Annotated in this window: 12 protein-coding genes; 8 read left to right on the top strand and 4 right to left on the bottom strand. The window is 69.8% G+C overall.

The window, feature by feature from the left end; translation table 11 throughout:
- Positions 1 to 70: 70 nt before the first annotated feature.
- The 3 genes from polA to coaE all read left to right on the top strand — a co-directional run bounded on the left by polA (position 71) and on the right by coaE (position 5,779).
- Positions 71 to 2,770, top strand: a complete 2,700-nt coding sequence (gene polA / locus QWI33_RS16760) for a DNA polymerase I (protein ID WP_289958287.1) — start codon at positions 71 to 73, stop codon at positions 2,768 to 2,770.
- A gap of 244 nt (positions 2,771 to 3,014) precedes the next feature.
- Positions 3,015 to 4,514, top strand: a complete 1,500-nt coding sequence (gene rpsA / locus QWI33_RS16755) for a 30S ribosomal protein S1 (protein WP_289958286.1) — start codon at positions 3,015 to 3,017, stop codon at positions 4,512 to 4,514.
- A gap of 74 nt (positions 4,515 to 4,588) precedes the next feature.
- Positions 4,589 to 5,779, top strand: coding sequence for a dephospho-CoA kinase (coaE, locus tag QWI33_RS16750; RefSeq protein WP_289958285.1), 1,191 nt, complete (start codon positions 4,589 to 4,591; stop codon positions 5,777 to 5,779).
- A gap of 59 nt (positions 5,780 to 5,838) precedes the next feature.
- Here the strand turns inward: coaE and QWI33_RS16745 are convergent, their stop codons facing one another.
- Complete coding sequence (locus QWI33_RS16745) at positions 5,839 to 7,251, bottom strand: hypothetical protein (protein WP_289958284.1); 1,413 nt, start codon at positions 7,249 to 7,251, stop codon at positions 5,839 to 5,841.
- A gap of 78 nt (positions 7,252 to 7,329) precedes the next feature.
- Here QWI33_RS16745 and uvrB point away from each other — a divergent pair, with 78 nt between their 5' ends.
- Positions 7,330 to 9,390, top strand: coding sequence for an excinuclease ABC subunit UvrB (uvrB, locus tag QWI33_RS16740; RefSeq protein WP_289958283.1), 2,061 nt, complete (start codon positions 7,330 to 7,332; stop codon positions 9,388 to 9,390).
- A 238-nt stretch (positions 9,391 to 9,628) separates the two neighbouring features.
- Here uvrB and QWI33_RS16735 read toward each other — a convergent pair whose 3' ends face one another.
- The gene (locus QWI33_RS16735) at positions 9,629 to 9,919 is read right to left on the bottom strand and encodes an antibiotic biosynthesis monooxygenase family protein (RefSeq protein ID WP_289958282.1); all 291 of its coding nucleotides are present in this window, start codon (positions 9,917 to 9,919) and stop codon (positions 9,629 to 9,631) included.
- Between the two features lie 268 nt (positions 9,920 to 10,187).
- On the opposite strand from QWI33_RS16735, the gene QWI33_RS16730 reads away from it, so the two are divergent.
- Positions 10,188 to 11,249: a TerC/Alx family metal homeostasis membrane protein gene (locus QWI33_RS16730; protein ID WP_289958281.1), complete on the top strand. Its 1,062-nt coding sequence runs from the start codon at positions 10,188 to 10,190 to the stop codon at positions 11,247 to 11,249.
- A 74-nt stretch (positions 11,250 to 11,323) separates the two neighbouring features.
- Here the strand turns inward: QWI33_RS16730 and QWI33_RS16725 are convergent, their stop codons facing one another.
- Entirely contained in the window at positions 11,324 to 12,253 is a 930-nt protein-coding gene (locus tag QWI33_RS16725; protein WP_289958280.1) for a C40 family peptidase, read from the bottom strand.
- Between the two features lie 224 nt (positions 12,254 to 12,477).
- On the opposite strand from QWI33_RS16725, the gene bioB reads away from it, so the two are divergent.
- Together bioB and QWI33_RS16715 are read left to right on the top strand one after the other, a co-directional pair.
- Complete coding sequence (gene bioB / locus QWI33_RS16720) at positions 12,478 to 13,545, top strand: biotin synthase BioB (RefSeq protein ID WP_289958279.1); 1,068 nt, start codon at positions 12,478 to 12,480, stop codon at positions 13,543 to 13,545.
- Positions 13,546 to 13,628: 83 nt separating this feature from the next.
- Positions 13,629 to 13,967 (top strand): YciI family protein, encoded by a 339-nt coding sequence (locus tag QWI33_RS16715; RefSeq protein WP_289958278.1) that lies wholly within the window; start codon positions 13,629 to 13,631, stop codon positions 13,965 to 13,967.
- A gap of 7 nt (positions 13,968 to 13,974) precedes the next feature.
- Here the strand turns inward: QWI33_RS16715 and QWI33_RS16710 are convergent, their stop codons facing one another.
- Entirely contained in the window at positions 13,975 to 14,994 is a 1,020-nt protein-coding gene (locus QWI33_RS16710) for a LacI family DNA-binding transcriptional regulator (protein WP_289958277.1), read from the bottom strand.
- A gap of 267 nt (positions 14,995 to 15,261) precedes the next feature.
- Here QWI33_RS16710 and QWI33_RS16705 point away from each other — a divergent pair, with 267 nt between their 5' ends.
- Positions 15,262 to 17,586, top strand: a complete 2,325-nt coding sequence (locus QWI33_RS16705; RefSeq protein WP_289958276.1) for a beta-glucosidase family protein — start codon at positions 15,262 to 15,264, stop codon at positions 17,584 to 17,586.
- Positions 17,587 to 17,634: the final 48 nt, after the last annotated feature.

The following is a 17,634-nucleotide window of genomic DNA, read 5'->3' as shown; positions in this document are numbered from 1 at the left end:
TTCTGCATCCCCGAGCCACGCGGCCCCCGCTTGCCGCCGGGTTGTCGGAGGCACTCGATAGGCTCGTGGGGTGACTTCTTCGCAATCGCGCCTGCTCCTGATCGACGGCCACTCGATGGCATACCGCGCGTTCTTCGCGCTTCCCGCCGAGAAGTTCGCCACGGACGACGGCCAGGTGACCAACGCCGTCTACGGTTTCGCGTCGATGCTGATCAACCTGCTCAAGGCCGAGGAGCCCACCCACATCGCGGTCGCCTTCGACCTCTCGCGCCACTCGTTCCGCACCGACGAGTACGCCGCCTACAAGGACGGCCGCGGCGAGACCCCGCAGGAGTTCAAGAGCCAGATCCCGATCATCCAGCAGCTCCTGGACGCCTTCGGCATCTCCTGGCTCACCAAGACCAACTACGAGGCCGACGACATCATCGCGACCCTCGCCACCCGCGCCGGAGAGGCCGGGTTCGCCACGCTCATCTCCTCGGGCGACCGCGACGCGATCCAGCTGGTCGGCGCCGACACGACCCTGCTCTACCCGGTCAAGGGCGTCACCGAGCTCGCCCGCTACACGCCCGAGGCCGTCGAGGCCAAGTACGGCGTCACCCCCGACCGCTACCGCGACCTCGCCGCCCTCGTGGGGGAGAAGTCCGACAACCTCCCCGGCATCCCCGGCGTCGGCCCCAAGACCGCCGCGAAGTGGATCGTCAAGTACGGCTCGCTCGACGGCCTGGTCGCCAAGGCCGACGAGATCACCGGCAAGGCCGGCGAGAACCTGCGCGCGCACTTGGACGACGTGCTGCGCAACCACCGCCTCAACGGCCTCGTGTGCGACCTCGAACTCGAATCGGGACTCGACGACCTGGAGTGGGCCGGCTGGTCGGTCGCCGAGACCAACAGCCTGTTCGACGCCCTCCAGTTCCGCGCCCTCGGCGAGCGCCTCAACGCGAACCTCGCCTCCAAGGCCGTCGGCGCCGCCGCAGTCCCCGCCGTCGAGGTCGATCAGACCGAGGCCGCCGCGCTGGTGCCCGGCGGGCTCGCCGCCTGGCTCGGCGCCCGCGAAGGGACCGTCGCGATCGCGTTCACCGGGACCTTCGCGTCCGGGGCGGGCTCGTTCGACACGATCGCGCTGGCCGAGGGCGGCCAGGCGCTCTGGTTCGAGCCTTCCCAGCTCGACGCCGAGGACGAGACGACCTGGGCGGCCTGGCTCGCCGACCCCGCCAAGGGCAAGGTCGTGCACGACGCGAAGGCGTTCCTGTGGGGCGCCGACGCCGCGGGCTGGCCCGAGGTCGAGGGGATCAAGGCCGACACGGTGCTCGGCGCCTACCTGCTCAAGCCCGAGCAGCGCTCGTACGCGCTGGGCGACCTCGCCATGCAGTTCCTCGGCCGCGAGCTGGAGACCCCCGAGACGCCCGCCGCCGACGGCGCGCTCGTGGGCCTGGACGCGGCGATGAACGACGATTCGGCGAAGCTCGAGGCCGACTGCGCCGCCGCGGCCGTCATCGGGGACCTCGCCGCCGAGCAGACCGCCCGGCTGGCCGACCGCCACCAGGCGCGGCTCGCCGACGAGATGGAGTTCCCGCTCGCGGGCGTCCTGGCGCGCATGGAGATCCTCGGGATCGCCGCAGACGAAGGCCACTTCGCCGACATCGAGGCCGGGTTCGCCATGCAGTCGAAGGAGGCCACGGACCGCGCCCACGAGATCGTGGGCCGCCCCTTCAACGTCGGCTCGCCCAAGCAGCTCCAGGAGATCCTCTTCGAGGAGCTGAAGATGCCGAAGACCAAGCGCACCAAGACCGGCTACACCACCAATGCCGAAGCGCTGCAGCAGCTCTACGCGAAGAATCAGCACCCGCTCCTGGAGCAGCTGCTGCGGTTCCGCGACGTCGAGAAGCTCAAGCAGATCGTCGCCACACTGCGCGCGACCATCCAGACCGACGGACGCATCCACACCACGTTCCACCAGACCGTGGCCGCCACCGGGCGCCTCTCCTCGGCCGACCCGAACCTGCAGAACATCCCGGTCCGCTCCGAGGCCGGGCGCAACATCCGCGCCGGCTTCGTCGTCTCCGAGGGCTTCGAGTCCCTCATGACCATCGACTACAGCCAGATCGAGATGCGGATCATGGCCAGCCTCACCGGCGACGAGGGACTGATCGACGCGTTCGTCTCGGGCGAGGACATCCACCGCGCCGTCGCCGCGAAGGTCTTCTCCGTCGCGCCCGAGGCCGTCACCGCCGAGCACCGCCGCAAGATCAAGGCCATGTCCTACGGCCTCGCCTACGGCCTGTCCACGTACGGCCTGAGCCAGCAGCTCGCGGTCTCCACCGAGGAGGCGCAGCAGCTCTCGAACGACTACTTCGCGCGCTTCGGGAAGGTCCGCGACTACCTGCACCGGGTGGTCGAGGAGGCCCGCAAGACCGGGTACACCGAGACGATCATGGGCCGGCGCCGCTACTTCCCAGACCTCACCTCCGACAACCGCCAGCGCCGCGAGATGGCCGAGCGGGCCGCACTCAACGCCCCGATCCAGGGCAGCGCCGCAGACATCATGAAGACCGCGATGCTCGGCGTCGACCGCGCGCTGCGGTCCTCCGGGCTCGCCTCGCGGGTGCTGCTGCAGGTGCACGACGAGCTCGTATGCGAGGTCGCACCCGGTGAGTCGAAGGCGCTCGAATCGCTCGTGCGCGAGCAGATGTCGAACGCCGCCGAGCTCGCGGTGCCGCTCACCGTGCAGGCCGGTTTCGGCGAGTCGTGGGAGGCCGCCGCCCATTAGCGGGTCGAGGCGCCCGCTTGCCGGCCTTGGATGTCGTGGCTGCGGCCACGAGTCCCGGCCCGGACTGGCGCGGCGTTATCGCGCACGGTAACCTGGGATGGCCTGGGCATGTCCGCGTCCTCAGAATGGAGTAGGACGCGTTGCCAGCGGCAAGGGCGGCCCGGGAACGAACTGCGAGCATTCGCGTCTAGCGAGGGCGCGGGCGCGAGCCCACGATTCTTACGTATCCGGAGCACCAGCCCACATGACGAGCAGCATCGAGGCCACCTCGAGCAACGCTGAGAACAGCACGGTCGAAGAAGTCTTTTCCGACGAGGAACTCCTCGCGGCGATCGACGCGACCATCAAATACTTCAATGACGGCGATATCGTCGAAGGTACCGTCGTCAAGGTCGACCGGGATGAAGTCCTGCTCGACATCGGCTACAAGACCGAGGGCGTCATCCCCTCGCGCGAGTTGTCGATCAAGCACGACGTGGACCCCGAAGACGTCGTCTCTGTGGGCGATCACGTTGAGGCCCTCGTCCTCCAGAAGGAGGACAAGGAAGGCCGTCTGATCCTCTCGAAGAAGCGCGCGCAGTACGAGCGTGCGTGGGGCACCATCGAGAAGATCAAGGAAGAGGACGGCGTCGTTCGCGGCTCGGTCATCGAAGTGGTCAAGGGCGGTCTCATCCTCGACATCGGCCTGCGCGGCTTCCTGCCCGCGTCTCTGGTCGAGATGCGTCGTGTGCGCGACCTGCAGCCGTACGTCGGCCGCGAGCTCGAAGCCAAGATCATCGAACTCGACAAGAACCGCAACAACGTGGTCCTGTCGCGTCGCGCCTGGCTCGAGCAGACCCAGTCCGAGGTCCGCACCGAGTTCCTGCACCAGCTTGCGAAGGGCCAGGTCCGCAAGGGCACGGTCTCCTCGATCGTCAACTTCGGCGCGTTCGTCGACCTCGGCGGGGTCGACGGCCTGGTGCACGTCTCCGAGCTGTCCTGGAAGCACATCGACCACCCGTCCGAGGTCGTCGAGGTCGGTCAGCCGGTCGAGGTCGAGGTCCTCGAGGTGGACCTGGACCGCGAGCGCGTCTCCCTGTCGCTGAAGGCGACCCAGGAAGACCCGTGGCGCCAGTTCGCCCGCACCCACGCGATCGGTCAGATCGTCCCGGGCAAGGTCACCAAGCTCGTCCCCTTCGGCGCGTTCGTCCGCGTCGAGGACGGCATCGAGGGCCTGGTGCACATCTCCGAGCTGGCCGAGCGCCACGTGGAGGTGCCCGAGCAGGTCGTCAAGGTCGGCTCCGACGCCATGGTCAAGGTCATCGACATCGACCTGGACCGCCGCCGGATCTCGCTCTCGCTCAAGCAGGCCAACGAGGCCTACGTCGAGAACGAGGAGCAGTTCGACCCGACGCTGTACGGCATGGCCGCGCAGTACGACGACCAGGGCAACTACATCTACCCGGACGGCTTCGACTCGGAGACCGGCGAGTGGATGGAGGGCTTCGACGAGGCCCGCGAGGAGTGGGAGCGGCAGTACGCCGAGGCCCGCACCCGCTGGGAGGAGCACGGCAAGCAGATCGCCGAGCGCGTCATCACCGAGGCTCCCGCCAAGCCCGCCGAGGGCGAAGCGGCCCCCAAGGGTGAGAAGGGCGCGAAGAAGACGACCTCTGAGAAGAAGTCGGCTCCTTCGGCCGAGCCCCAGGGCACCCTGGCCACCGACGAGGCGCTCGCGGCTCTGCGCGAGAAGCTCGCCGGCAACTAGGTTCGTCGCTCGTTTAGCTGAAATACACACTGCCCGTCCCAGGCTGTTCGCCTGGGGCGGGTAGTGTTTTATTTGTGCTTAGAGTCGCATTGACAGGTGGCATCGGAGCCGGTAAGAGCACGGTCGCAGCGAAGCTGTCTGAGCTTGGGGCCCGCGTCGTCGACGCGGACGCCCTCTCCCGCGAGGTCGTCGCCCCGAACACCGAGGGGCTGGCCGCGGTGGTCTCCCGTTTCGGTCCCGAAGTGCTCGACGCCGACGGCGCGCTGGACCGCGCCGAACTCGCGAAGATCGTCTTCGACAGCCCGCCCGCCCGGGCGGAGCTCGAGGCGATCGTGCACCCGCGCGTTCGGGCCCGTGCCCGTCAGCTCACCGATGCCATGCCCGAGGACGCCATCGTCGTCCAAGACATTCCGCTCCTGGCCGAAACAGGTCAGGCGCCCGGCTTCCACCTCAACATCGACGTGGAAGCGCCGCGAGAGCTCAGGCTCGAACGGCTCGCCGAGCGGGGCCTGCCCCGCGCCGACGCCCTGCGCCGGATCGACGCCCAGGCCTCCGACACCGAACGCCGCGAGGTCTGCGACGTCGTCATCCACAACGGTGGCGACCTGCACGAGCTCGAGCACCGTGTCGAGCTCCTGTGGGTCGACCGCATCATGCCGTTCGCCGAGAACCTCCGCCAGGGCCGCTATGAGCCCCGGCCCGAGAAGATCCAGCTCGTCGAGACCGACCCGGAATGGTCGCGCCGCTTCGAGCACCACGCCGCGCGCCTGCGCCGGGTCCTCGGACCGAGCGCGGTCCGCATCGACCACGTGGGCTCCACCGCCGTCCCGGCCGTGCCCGCGAAGGACGTCATCGACATCCAGGTCACGGTGGTCGCGCTCCCGATCGTGGACGCCTTCGCCGATGCGCTCGGCGACGCCGGGTTCTACGGCAAGGTCGCGCACGATTCGCCCAAGCCCGAGTTCCCGAACCCGCTGGACTGGGAGAAGCGCTTCTACGGCTTCGCGGATCCGGGGAACATCGCCCATGTCCACTTCCGGCCGATCGACAGCCCCGGCCAGCGGTTCGCGCTGCTGTTCCGCGACTGGCTGCGCGCCGACCCGGCCGCCCGCCGGGACTACGCGCAGGCCAAGGCCGCGCTGGCGACCAAGGTCGATGCGACCGCGGACTACACCGAGGCCAAGGAGCCCTGGTTCGACCAGGAGGGCTGGCCCCGCGCGAACCGCTGGGCCGCCGAGACCGGCTGGCACGCCCCGGTCTGCTAAGCGGAGGTGAATGAGGAGGGGCCAGGCCGCACGGCCTGGCCCCTTCCATACCACTGTGGTCAGCCGATCTTCTCGGCCAGCTCCCAAGGGATCTCGACCATCGGGAAGTCCTCATCGGACAGTTCGGCGCTGGCGACGCCGTAGAACGACATCATCTCGACCTCGCGCAGCCGCTCGCCTTCGAGGTGGTAGCGGAACGCCGAGCGGCCCCCGGCCGCTTCGGCGTCGCCGGCGACCGGGAACTCGACGACGTGCACCGCCTCGCCGTCGACGTCGTCGACCCGGAGCAGGAACGCCTGCTCCGCGATGGCGTCCGCGTCCTCGGCCTCCTCGGCGGCCATCTCCAGGAGCCGGAAGACCAGCGATTCGACCGCGCCGAAATGGTCGGCCGCGTCCTCGTCGGCGAGCGCGTGCGCCTCCCAGCCTTCGGCGGGCGGCGACTCGGGCAGCTCGTCGCCCTCGGCCGCGGCGGTCGCGTAGCCGCCGGGCCGGGCCAGGAGCAGCCGCTGGCCGCTCGCGTCCGACAGGTGCAGGTACGCGGTCATGGTGCGCCAGTCGATCGAGCCGCGGCCCGTCGTCACCTCGCCGTCGCCGGTGGGCACGGTCAGCTCAACCTCGGCGGTGTCCTCCCAGTTGCCCTTGCGCACCTCCGCGATCGTCGCCGCCAGCTCCTCGTCGACGGGGGCGGGCGTGACCGCCGGGCCGCCCAGGAGGTCGGCGGCCGCGAGTCCGCTCGCGTCGAACTCGACGTCGCGCAGGAAGTCCACGGCCGAGAGGCTCTCCTCGCCCGTGTTCACCTGGAAGCGGCGCAGGTTCCCGTCCGCGTCGAGCGAGTACAGCGCCTCAGGCTTCGCGCCCTGCTGGGGCGCACTCTCGTCGGTCTCGACCATGATCGGCGCGCGGAAGGAGTCGACCGGCTCGCCGTCGATGACCCCCTCCTCCCGCCACGTGGCCTGCGCCGCCAGCTCGGCGGGGTCGTCGGCCTCGGCACTGCTCAGCGTGAACAGCGAGGACGCGAGGATGTCGATGGTCGTCTCCAGCGGCGTGCCCGCGCCCGCGAGCATCTGCCGGGTGGTCCAGCCGTCCTCGGGGACGCGCAGCTCGCTGAAGGCCGCCTCGTCGTCCGCGCGGGTGGCGATGAGGCCCGGGACGGCCTGAATCAGCCGGTGGCCGCCCTCGGCGTCCGGAACGCGCGCGTACAGCATCGGCGTCTGCCAGTCGACGAATCCGTCCGCCGTGACCGTCTCGCCGCCGGTGGGCACGCTGATGCGCACCGCGACCGGCTCGGAGCCGTGGTTGCGCTCGCGCATCCCGGCCAGCAGCGCGGCCTCCTCCTCGCTCACGGGGCGCTCGGCGCTCGACCCGCCGGGACTGCACGAGACGGCGAACCAGCCGGCGACGGCGATCGCGACGATGATGGCCATGGCCCACATCAGGGCCGATTTCCAGGGGACTGCGGTAGTGGAGCTCACGCAGGGACCAACGAGCCGGACCGGGAAAAGTCACCGCCGATCGCGAACTGTGTCGTACCCCGGCGCTACGGTTGGGCCGTGGCATTCGATATTCCGCGCGCCGAAGGGCGCTTCGAGGTGGTAGCCGACTGGGAGCCGTCGGGGGACCAGCCGACCGCGATCGCCCAGCTGACCGAACGGGTCGAACGAGGCGAGCGGGACGTGGTCCTGCTCGGCGCGACCGGCACCGGCAAGTCGGCCACGTCCGCGTGGCTCATCGAGAAGCTCCAGCGCCCCGCGCTGGTGATGGTCCACAACAAGACCCTCGCCGCGCAGCTGGCGAAGGAGCTTCGCGAGCTCCTGCCGAACAACGCGGTCGAGTACTACGTCTCGTACTACGACTACTACCAGCCCGAGGCGTACGTCGCGCAGTCCGACACCTACATCGAGAAGGACGCCTCGATCAACGAGGAGGTCGAGCGGCTGCGCCACCGCGCCACCTACTCGCTGCTGACCCGCCGCGACGTCGTCGTGGTGGCCACCGTCTCGGCGATCTACGGCCTGGCCACGCCCGCCGAGTACCTGGAGCAGGCCACCGAGGTCGCCGTGGGCCAGGAGTGGGACCGCGACAAGCTGCTGCGGCGGCTCGTCGACGTCCAATACGGCCGCAACGACGTCGCCTTCACCCGCGGTACCTTCCGGGTGCGCGGCGACACGATCGAGATCATCCCGGCCTACGAGGAGCTGGCGATCCGCATCGAGATGTTCGGCGACGAGATCGACCGGCTCTACTACCTCCACCCGATCACCGGCGACGTGGTCCGCGAGGTCGACCGGGTGCTCATCTTCCCCGGCTCGCACTACGCCACGGGCAACGAGCGGATGGCCCGCGCGATCCGCGACATCGAGGTCGAGCTCGAGGAGCGCCTCGCCGAGCTCGAAGAGCAGGGCAAGCTCCTGGAGGCCCAGCGGCTGCGGATGCGCACCGTGTTCGACCTGGAGAACATGAAGCAGATCGGCACCTGCAACGGCATCGAGAACTACTCGCGGCACATCGACGGCCGCGCCGCCGGCACCCCGCCGCACACCCTGCTCGACTACTTCCCCTCCGACTTCGTCACCATCGTCGACGAGTCGCACCAGACCATCCCCCAGATCGGCGCGATGCACGAGGGCGACGCCTCGCGCAAGCGCAACCTCGTGGACTTCGGCTTCCGGCTGCCCAGCGCGCTGGACAACCGGCCGCTGCGCTTCGACGAGTTCCGCGAGCGCGTGGGCCAGAGCGTCTACCTCTCGGCCACCCCGGGCAAGTGGGAGATGGAGCAGACCAAGGGCCAGTTCGTGGAGCAGGTGATCCGCCCCACCGGCCTGGTCGACCCGCATGTCGAGGTGCGGCCGACCAAGGGCCAGATCGACGACCTCATGTACGAGATCAACGAGCGCGCCAAGAAGAACGAGCGCGTGCTCGTCACCACCCTCACCAAGAAAATGGCCGAAGACCTCACGGACTACTTCATGGACAACGGCATCCGGGTGCGCTACCTGCACTCGGAGGTCGAGACGCTCCGCCGGGTCGAGCTGCTGGGGGAGCTGCGGCGCGGCGACTACGACGTCCTCGTCGGCATCAACCTCCTCCGGGAGGGCCTCGACCTGCCCGAGGTCTCGCTGGTCGCGATCCTCGACGCGGACAAGGAGGGGTTCCTGCGCTCGGGGACCTCGCTGATCCAGACGATCGGGCGCGCGGCCCGCAACGTCTCGGGCACCGTGCTCATGTACGCCGACAAGCTCACCGACTCCATGAAGGCGGCGCTCGACGAGACCGACCGCCGCCGCGAGAAGCAGATCGCCTACAACAAGCTGCACGGCGTCGACCCGCAGCCGCTGCGCAAGCGCATCGGCGACATCATGGAGGACCTCTACGAGTCCGCGGCAGACACCGCGAAGCTGGTCGAAGAGGACCCGTGGGCGACCCTTCCGAAGAGCAAGCGGGAGCAGGGCGCCGGCAAGGTCCGCTCGGAGATCCTCAAGCAGCTCGATGAGCGCAACGAGCAGATGCTCGCGGCCGCAAGGGAACTCAGGTTCGAGCTCGCAGCGGCCTACCGGGACGAGATCACGGATCTGAAACGCGAACTCCGCCAGATCGACGAGGCCGGAGCGTAGAACGAGACGAGCGGCCCGCGCCGGAAGGCGCGGGCCGCGCGCTGCAAGTACTTCTCGATCGACGTCGCCGTGGCGGTCGCTTACACCGAGACGAGCGGCCCGCGCCGGAAGGCGCGGGCCGCTCGCTGCAAGTACTTCTCGATCGACGTCGCCGCTGCGCTGCCTGGTCGACGTCGTCGAAGTGCTGCTCATTCGACATCGTCGCCGTGCTGTTTATTCGACGTCGTCGCTGTGCTGCTTATTCGACGTCGTCGAAGTGCTCCACCAGCGGGGGCTGGGCGAAGTACGGGCCGATGGCCTCGCGCCACTTGACGTACCGGTCGGTCTCGCGGAAGCCCTGCTCATGCGCTTCGACCGAGTCCCACTCGATGAGGAGCACGAAGCGGCTCGGCGACTCGACGCCCTGCGTCATGCGCAACGTGCGCAGGCCCGGGGAGACCTTCACGAGTTCGCGGGCGGAGCGGTACGCCTCCTTGAAAGCGTCCTCCTGCCCGGGGGTGACCTTGATTTCAGCGACTTCGAGAACCATGAGCGGAGCCTTCCACAGCTGCCGCCCCAACGGCCCCAGCAGGCGTAGTGTCGAGAGTGAAGTCACATATCCGACTGGTGACAAGTCGGCTTCCGGCAGGCAGAATAGTCCCGTCTGTTCAGAATCAGGTATGTGGGGAGTATCCCGCAGCGCTCGCCGCTGTTAGCGTCGTCGTCAATGCACGGGACCGCGATCGGTCCCCGGTGGCGCTGGTCCGCAGGGACCGGGAGAGACCATGTGACCCTCCAAAGGCAAGGAAGGCAACACATTGGACCTCCCCCCGTGGGCCTGGGCTCTCACGATGGTGGTGCTGGCCTCCGTGGTCGTACTCGACCTCGCGATGGCCATCCGCAACCCCCACAAGCTCTCGACGAAGGAAGCGGCCTCCTGGGCCGGCGTCTACATCGGCGCGGCGCTGGTCTTCGGCGTCATCATGTTCGTCACCCAAGGCGCGACTTACGGCGGGCAGTTCTACGCCGGCTACCTGACCGAGCTGGCGCTCTCGGTCGACAACCTCTTCGTCTTCCTGCTCATCATCCAGGGCTTCCGGGTCCCGCCGGTGCTCCAGTCGCGTGTGCTGCTGGTCGGCATCGTCCTCTCGATCATCCTCCGCGGCGGCTTCATCGCGGTGGGCTCCGTGCTCATCGCGAAGTTCAGCTGGGTCTTCCTCATCTTCGGCGCGATCCTCATCTGGACCGCGATCGGGCAGCTCCGCGAGAACGCCCACGAAGGCGAGGAGGGCGAGGAGCACTACGAGAAGTCGCGCTTCATGAAGTTCGCCGAGTCGAAGATGCGCGTGAGCGCCGACTACCACGGCAGCAAGCTCTTCACCCGCATCGACGGCGTCAAGTTCGTGACGCCGCTGCTGCTGGCGATGATCGCGATCGGCTCGACGGACATCCTGTTCGCCCTCGACTCGATCCCGGCGATCTTCGGCCTCACCCAGGAGCCGTACCTGGTCTTCACCGCCACGATCTTCGCGCTCATGGGCCTGCGCCAGCTGTACTTCCTGCTGGCCGCGATGCTCAAGTCGCTGAAGTACCTGCACCTGGGTCTGGCGGCGATCCTCGGCTGGATCGGCGTCAAGCTCGTCATGAACGGCCTGGCGGAGAACCAGCTGCCGTTCATCAACGGCGGCCACCACATCGAGTGGATGCCGCACATCCCGACCACGATCTCGCTCGGCATCATCGCCGGCGTGCTGGCCGCGGTCGTGATCGCCAACTGGTTCCTGCTGCGCCGCCAGGGCAAGTCCTTCAAGGAGCTCTTCGCGGAGTCCGAGGCCGAGATGGACGCCGCCGCCCCCGCGGTGGCGGGCGTCGATAAGTAAGCACGCAAGCGCACAGCAAGCGGAACGGCCCGCCTCCCCGGAAGGGAAGGCGGGCCGTTCCGCTTGCGGCGTTCTCAGGCCTGCACGGGCAGGCGGCGGCAGGCGGTGATGCCCGCCAGCTCGGAGTCCTTGAGCGATTCGACGACGACCTTGCCGTAGACCGAGGACGAGAAGATGACCTCGGGCAGGTCGGTCTGGCTGCGCTCGGCCATGATCGCCGGGGTCCTGGAGTCGCCGCCGTGCTCGAGGAACACCAGGTCGCCGGGGTGGAGGTCCTCGAACTGGACGGCCTCGCCGGATTCGATGAGCGCGTCGTTGAAGCGCGGCACGTCGATGCCGAGCTGGCGGTAGACGATCCACACCAGGCCGGGGGCGTCGATGCCGTAGGCGCTGACGCCGCCGTGGAGGTACGGGATCTCCAGGAGCTGCTGGGCGAGTTTCACCGCGTCGAGCCCGGCCGCGATGAGCGCGGTCGAGGGCGCATCGGTGACGGGTTCGTTGGCGAGGTCGCGCTGGGGCACCCAGCCGGGCTGCCGCGGCCCGGGCAGGCCCACGGGGACCCAGCCGCGGTAGGCGGCGCCGACGACCCGCAGGCGGGTGCCGAGGGTGACGCCCGGGATGGCGACGTCGCCGCCCGGTTCCTCCCGCACGGCGGTCGCGGTGGCGCTCACGAAGTGCTCGACGCCCTCATTGTCGTTCTCGGCGGGGTGCACGAGCTGGTCGAGCGGGACCCAGCCGGAGGTCTCCTGCTGCGGGCAGGAGACCTCGGCCCAGCCGTCGGCGACCTGGAGGACTTCGACGCGGGTGCCGAGGAGGCACTGGGTGCGCACGCGCCCCTTGAGGCCGTTGGCGCGGATGTCGTTGGTGAGCCGGGCGACCCATTCCCGGATGGCGGACGGCACGCCGAGTGCGAGGCGGTCCTCCGGTCCCGGGGCCGAGGGCTGGGCCCAGAGGGTCGCGACTGCGACGGCGATCAACGCCGGTTGTCCAGGTGCGATCGGCACGGTTGGTTCTCTCCGGATGGCTCGAGCGGTTCGTCGTATGAAACGCGAGCAGGGGGGACCTCCACCAGCCCGCCGCGTTCTTCGCAGCACCGACCACCCACTGTAGCAAGTGTATTCGGATCGCGACGCTGCGGTCTGAGGGTGATGTCCGATGCCTATCGCACGCAATGGCCGCGAACCATGCGAAAGGTCCCGCGTGTCCGCGCTGTGGCAAGATTTTTGCCATGACCGCAGTGCACGAAGCCCTCAGCCGCCTGTCCGCCGCCGCCGACGCGGGGGAGGCCCCGGCCGCCGCCGACCTCGAAGCGGTGCTGGCGAGCGCGGACGCCGAGCTCATGGACGTGGTCGCCGCGGCCGCGCGGCACCGGTTCCGCCACTTCGGGAACACGGTCAAGCTCAACTACCTGGTGAACCTCAAGAGCGGGCTGTGCCCCGAGGACTGCAACTACTGCTCGCAGCGGCTCGGTTCGAAGGCCGACGTCCTCAAGTACACGTGGCTGAGCCCGGAGCAGGCCGCCGAGCAGGCCGCGGCCGGCGTCTCGGGCGGGGCCTCGCGGGTGTGCCTGGTCGCAAGCGGGCGCGGTCCGACCGATATGGACGTCGAGCGCGTCGGCAAGACCATCGCCGCGGTGAAGAACGCCGCACCCGGCGTGGAGGTGTGCGCGTGCCTGGGCCTGCTCAAGGAGGGCCAGGCCGAGCGCCTCGCCGACCTCGGCGCGGACGCCTACAACCACAACCTCAACACCGCTGAGGACTCCTACGCCGAGATCTGCTCGACCCACACCTTCGGCGACCGGGTGGACACCGTGAACGCCGCGCACGGCGCGGGCCTGTCCCCGTGCTCGGGCCTCATCGCGGGCATGGGGGAGTCGGACGCCGACCTCGTCTCGGTCGCCTTGGGGCTCAGGGGGCTCGATGTGGACTCGATCCCGGTGAACTTCCTGCTGCCCTTCGACGGCACGCCCCTCCAGGACACGTGGGAGCTCGACCCGCGCCGGTGCCTGCGCATCCTCGCGATGGTGCGCCTGGCGAACCCGGCCGCGGAGGTGCGCCTCGCGGCGGGCCGCGAGGTCCACTTGCGGCACATGCAGGGCGTGGCGCTCCAGATCGTCAACTCGATCTTCCTGGGGGACTACCTGACCAGCGAGGGCCAGGCGGCGAAGGACGACCTCGCGCTCATCGCGGACGCGGGCCTCGTCCCCCTCGGTCTTGACGCCGCCCCCGAGGCGGTCCGCGAGGCGGTCAAGCCCCGCAAGCGCGGGGCGGGCACCGACGTGGCCCCGAACGCCTGATCCGGGGACGGTGTCGGACCCCGTCCGTACGATCGGGGCGGGGCGCCGTGCACCGCGGCCGGCGCCGGACAGGAGGCACCGGTATGGAGCGCTATCTGATCTCGTTCGACGACGGGGCGATGACCTTCCCCGAGGAGGACCTGCCCGAGGTGAGCCGGGATTCGCGCGCGGTGGTCGCGGCGGCGAAGGAGGCCGGCGTCTGGATCTTCGGCGCAGGGCTGGAAAGCCAGCGCGCGAGCATCGTGGACACAGACGGCACGGTCGCCGAGGGGCCGTTCCCCGAGACCAAGGCGGTCCTGGGCGGGTTCGCGATCATCGAGGTGGACTCCGGCGAGGAGGCCCTGGCGTGGGCCGCCCGGTTCGCGAAGGCCTGCCGGTGCGCGCAGGAGGTCCGGGTCCTCCTCTACGACCCGGACTCCTGACCCCGGTTCAGACCAGGGGTGCGGTGGACTCGCGGACGACGAGCTCGGTGGCGAGCTCGAGGCGGGGCGAGTCGATGTCGTTGCCGGCCGCCATCTCCAGGACCGTGCGGGCGGCGAGGGCGCCCATCTCGGCGAGGGGCTGGCGCACCGTGGTCAGCGGCGGGCTGGTCCAGCGCGACTCGGGGAGGTCGTCGAAGCCGATGATGCTCACGTGCTCGGGGATGCGCAGGCCCGCTTGGCGGATCGCCTCGTAGGCGCCGAAGGCCATCTGGTCCGAGGAGGCGAAGATCGCGGTCGGCGGCTCGGGGAGGCGCATGAGCGAGGACGCGGCGTCGAAGCCGGACTGGTGGTAGAAGTCGCCGTCGTAGATCAGCGTCGGGTCGTAGGTGAGGCCGGCCGCGTCAAGGGCGGCGCGGTAGCCGTCGAAGCGCGCCCGGGAGCAGAGCACCTGCTTGGGGCCGTGGATGAAGCCGATACGGGTATGGCCCAAGGAGATCAGGTGTTCGGTCGCGGCCAGGCCGCCGGCCCAGTTGGTGGCGCCGATCGCCGGGGCGTCCATCGTCGGGCCCCCGGAGGGGTCGAGCACGACCATGGGGACCCCGAGGTGGCGCAGCTGCTCCAGGATCGGGGAGGCGAGCTGGGAGACCACCAGGATGACGCCGTCGGAGGCGCGCGTGCGGAGGTTGTCCAGCCACTGCTCGGTCGAGGCGCGGCGGCGGTGGACCGCCGAGACCACGGTGCCGACGCCGGCGGCGTGGGCCGCGTCCTCGACGCCGCGGATGATCTCCACGGCCCAGGGGCTGTCCAGTTCGTTGAAGACGAGGTCGACCAGGCGCGCGCGGCTGGGCGCGCGGGTGGAGCGGCGGCGCTGATAGCCGCGCTCGTTCAGCAGTTCCTCGACGCGTTTGCGCGTCTCGGGGGCGACGTCCGAGCGTCCGTTGATGACTCGCGAGACCGTCGGCACGCTGACGCCGGCCTCGTCGGCGATGGCCCGGATCGTGATGCGCCCATGTTCGTCTTCGCTCAAAGGTCCTCCTGGTCGTTCCTGCCCAACCGTAGTGCCGACATCTTATAGCTGTGCCCCAGGGCTCCCGGATTCCACCCGAAACTTTCGAGAACTTCGCTCGATAAAACGTCCTGGGCAAACGCATCCCACGCTTAAATCAAGCCTAGAAGTAGCCCGTCATCAATGTTATGGTGTGCAAACCTGTATCGAAAACGATCAGAAAAGTTTCAGAAACTATCGGCCCGGAACCAGCAGTTCCAATGCTCCGGGCCGCTTGAGTGGAGCAGCATGGACACCGACACCCCCGCGGACGCGGCCGAACGCGCCGCCGGTCTTGTCAAGCGGATGACGCTCGAAGAGAAATGCGCGCAGCTGTACAGCCTGTGGCGCGGCGTCGACGCGGACGCCGCCGACATGGCCCCGCACCAGAGCGAGCAGAACAGCGGCGTCTCCGAGGACGAGGCCATCGCGCACGGGTTGGGCCAGCTGACCCGCCCCTTCGGTTCGGCCCCTGTCCCGGCCGCCGAAGGCGCGGCCAACCTCGCCGCCCTGCAGCAGCGCATCCGGGCCTCCAGCCGCTTCGGCATCGCCGCCCTGGCCCACGAGGAGTGCCTCACCGGTTTCATGGCCCACGGCGCGACCATCTTCCCGACCGCCCTCGCCTGGGGCGCGACCTTCGACCCCGAGCTCATCGGCGCGATGGCCCAGCAGATCGGCGCGACCATGCGCAGCGTGGGCGTCCACCAGGGCCTCGCCCCCGTGCTGGACGTCGTCGCCGACTCGCGCTGGGGCCGGACCGAGGAGACGATGGGCGAGGACCCGTACCTGACGGGCACGCTCGCCACCGCGTACGTCTCGGGCCTCCAGGACTCCGGGATCGTCGCCACGCTGAAGCACTTCGCCGGCTACTCCGCCTCGCACGCGGCCCGCAACTTCGGACCGGTCTACATGGGCCCGCGGCAGTTCGCCGAGACTTACCTGACCCCGTTCGAGATGGCCGTGCGCATCGGCCGCGCCGGCTCCGTGATGCCCTCCTACGCCGCCAACGACGGCATCGCCTCCCACGCCAACCCCGAGCTGCTGCAGAGCATCCTGCGGGACGAATGGGGCTTCGAGGGGACCGTGGTCTCCGACTACTTCGGCGTCAACTTCCTCAACTCCCTGCACAGCGTCGCCGCCGACCGCTCCGAAGCGGCCGTGCTGGGCCTCGCGGGCGGCGTGGACGTCGAGCTGCCGAGCGTCGACTGCTACGGCGAGCCCCTGCAGTCCGCCGTCGCCGCCGGCCGCATCGACGAAGGCGTGATCGACCGCGCCGTCGAGCGCGTGCTCACCCAGAAGATCCAGCTGGGCCTCCTCGAGGAGCTCCCCGAGCCCGCCGCGGAGATCGACCTCGACCCGCCCCACGCCCGCGTGCTGGCCGCCGAGGTGGCCCGCAAGTCGATCGTGCTCCTGTCCAACGACGGCACGCTGCCGCTCAAGGCCGAGCCGGGGCGGATCGCGCTCGTCGGCCCCGTCGCGGACGACAAGGCCGTCATGCTCGGCTGCTATGCCTTCCCGAACCACCACGGCCGCAACGATGCCGCGTCCATCGACTCGGACGACCCGTACCCGCACGTGGACATGGGCGTCTCGATCGCCACGCTCCTCGAGCGGCTCAAAGCGGACCTCCCGGCCGCGGTCGTCGAGCACCTCGCCGCCGGCTCCGTCCTCGACGCCTCCGACGCCGAGATCGCCGCCGCGGCGAACGCCGCCGCCGCTGCCGACCTCGCGATCGTCGCCGTCGGCGACCGCTCCGGGCTCTTCGGCCGGGGCACCTCCGGCGAGGGCTGCGACGCCCCGACGCACGCGCTGCCGGGCCGCCAGGCCGAACTGCTCGAAGCGGTGCTCGACTCCGGCACGCCCACCGTGGTCGTCGTGATCTCGGGCCGCCCGTACGCGCTCGGCACGGCCCCGGACCGGGCCGCCGCGATCGTGCAGGCGTTCCTGCCCGGCCAGGAGGGCGCCGGCGCGATCAGCGCGGTGCTCACCGGAGCGGCCGAGCCCGAAGGGCGCCTGCCTGCGGGCGTTCCGGCGCGCGCGGACTCCCCGCCCGCCACCTACCTCGCCCCTGAACTGGCCCGGCGCTCCTCGGTCTCGTCGGTGGACCCGACGGCCCGCTACGTGTTCGGCCACGGCCTCTCGTACACCGAGTTCACGTGGGACGAGGCGGCGCTCGTCTCCGGCGCCGAGGTCGGCCCGGACGAAGTCGTCGAGCTCGCGGTCCGCGTGCGCAACACGGGTGAGCGCCACGGCACCGAGGTCGTGCAGCTCTACCTCCACGACCCGGTGGCCTCCGCGGTTCGCCCCGTGCAGCGCCTGGTCGGTTTCGCGCGGCTCGACCTGGCTCCCGGTGAGGCCGGCGAGGCCCGCTTCGCCATGCCCGTCGAGCTGGCCGCGTTCGTCGGTGCGGACGGCGGGTGGGTCGTCGAGGCAGGGGCGCTCGAGCTGCGTCTCGCGCGGTCGGCGGCGGACACTGTGGCCTCGCTGAACGTCGAGGTGACGGGCACCCGGCGCCTGGAGCCGGGCACCCGGGCCCTGGCGACCCAAGTCACTTCCGCGTCCGTTGTCGGCTAGTATTCACTCAGACGCTGGAAAGCGTTTACAGACCCTGTGACGAAGGAG

It is taken from the genome of Glycomyces tritici, assembly GCF_030403505.1.
The sequence above is the reverse complement of the archived record's forward strand: the minus strand, read 5'-3'. Positions and strand labels throughout refer to the sequence as shown.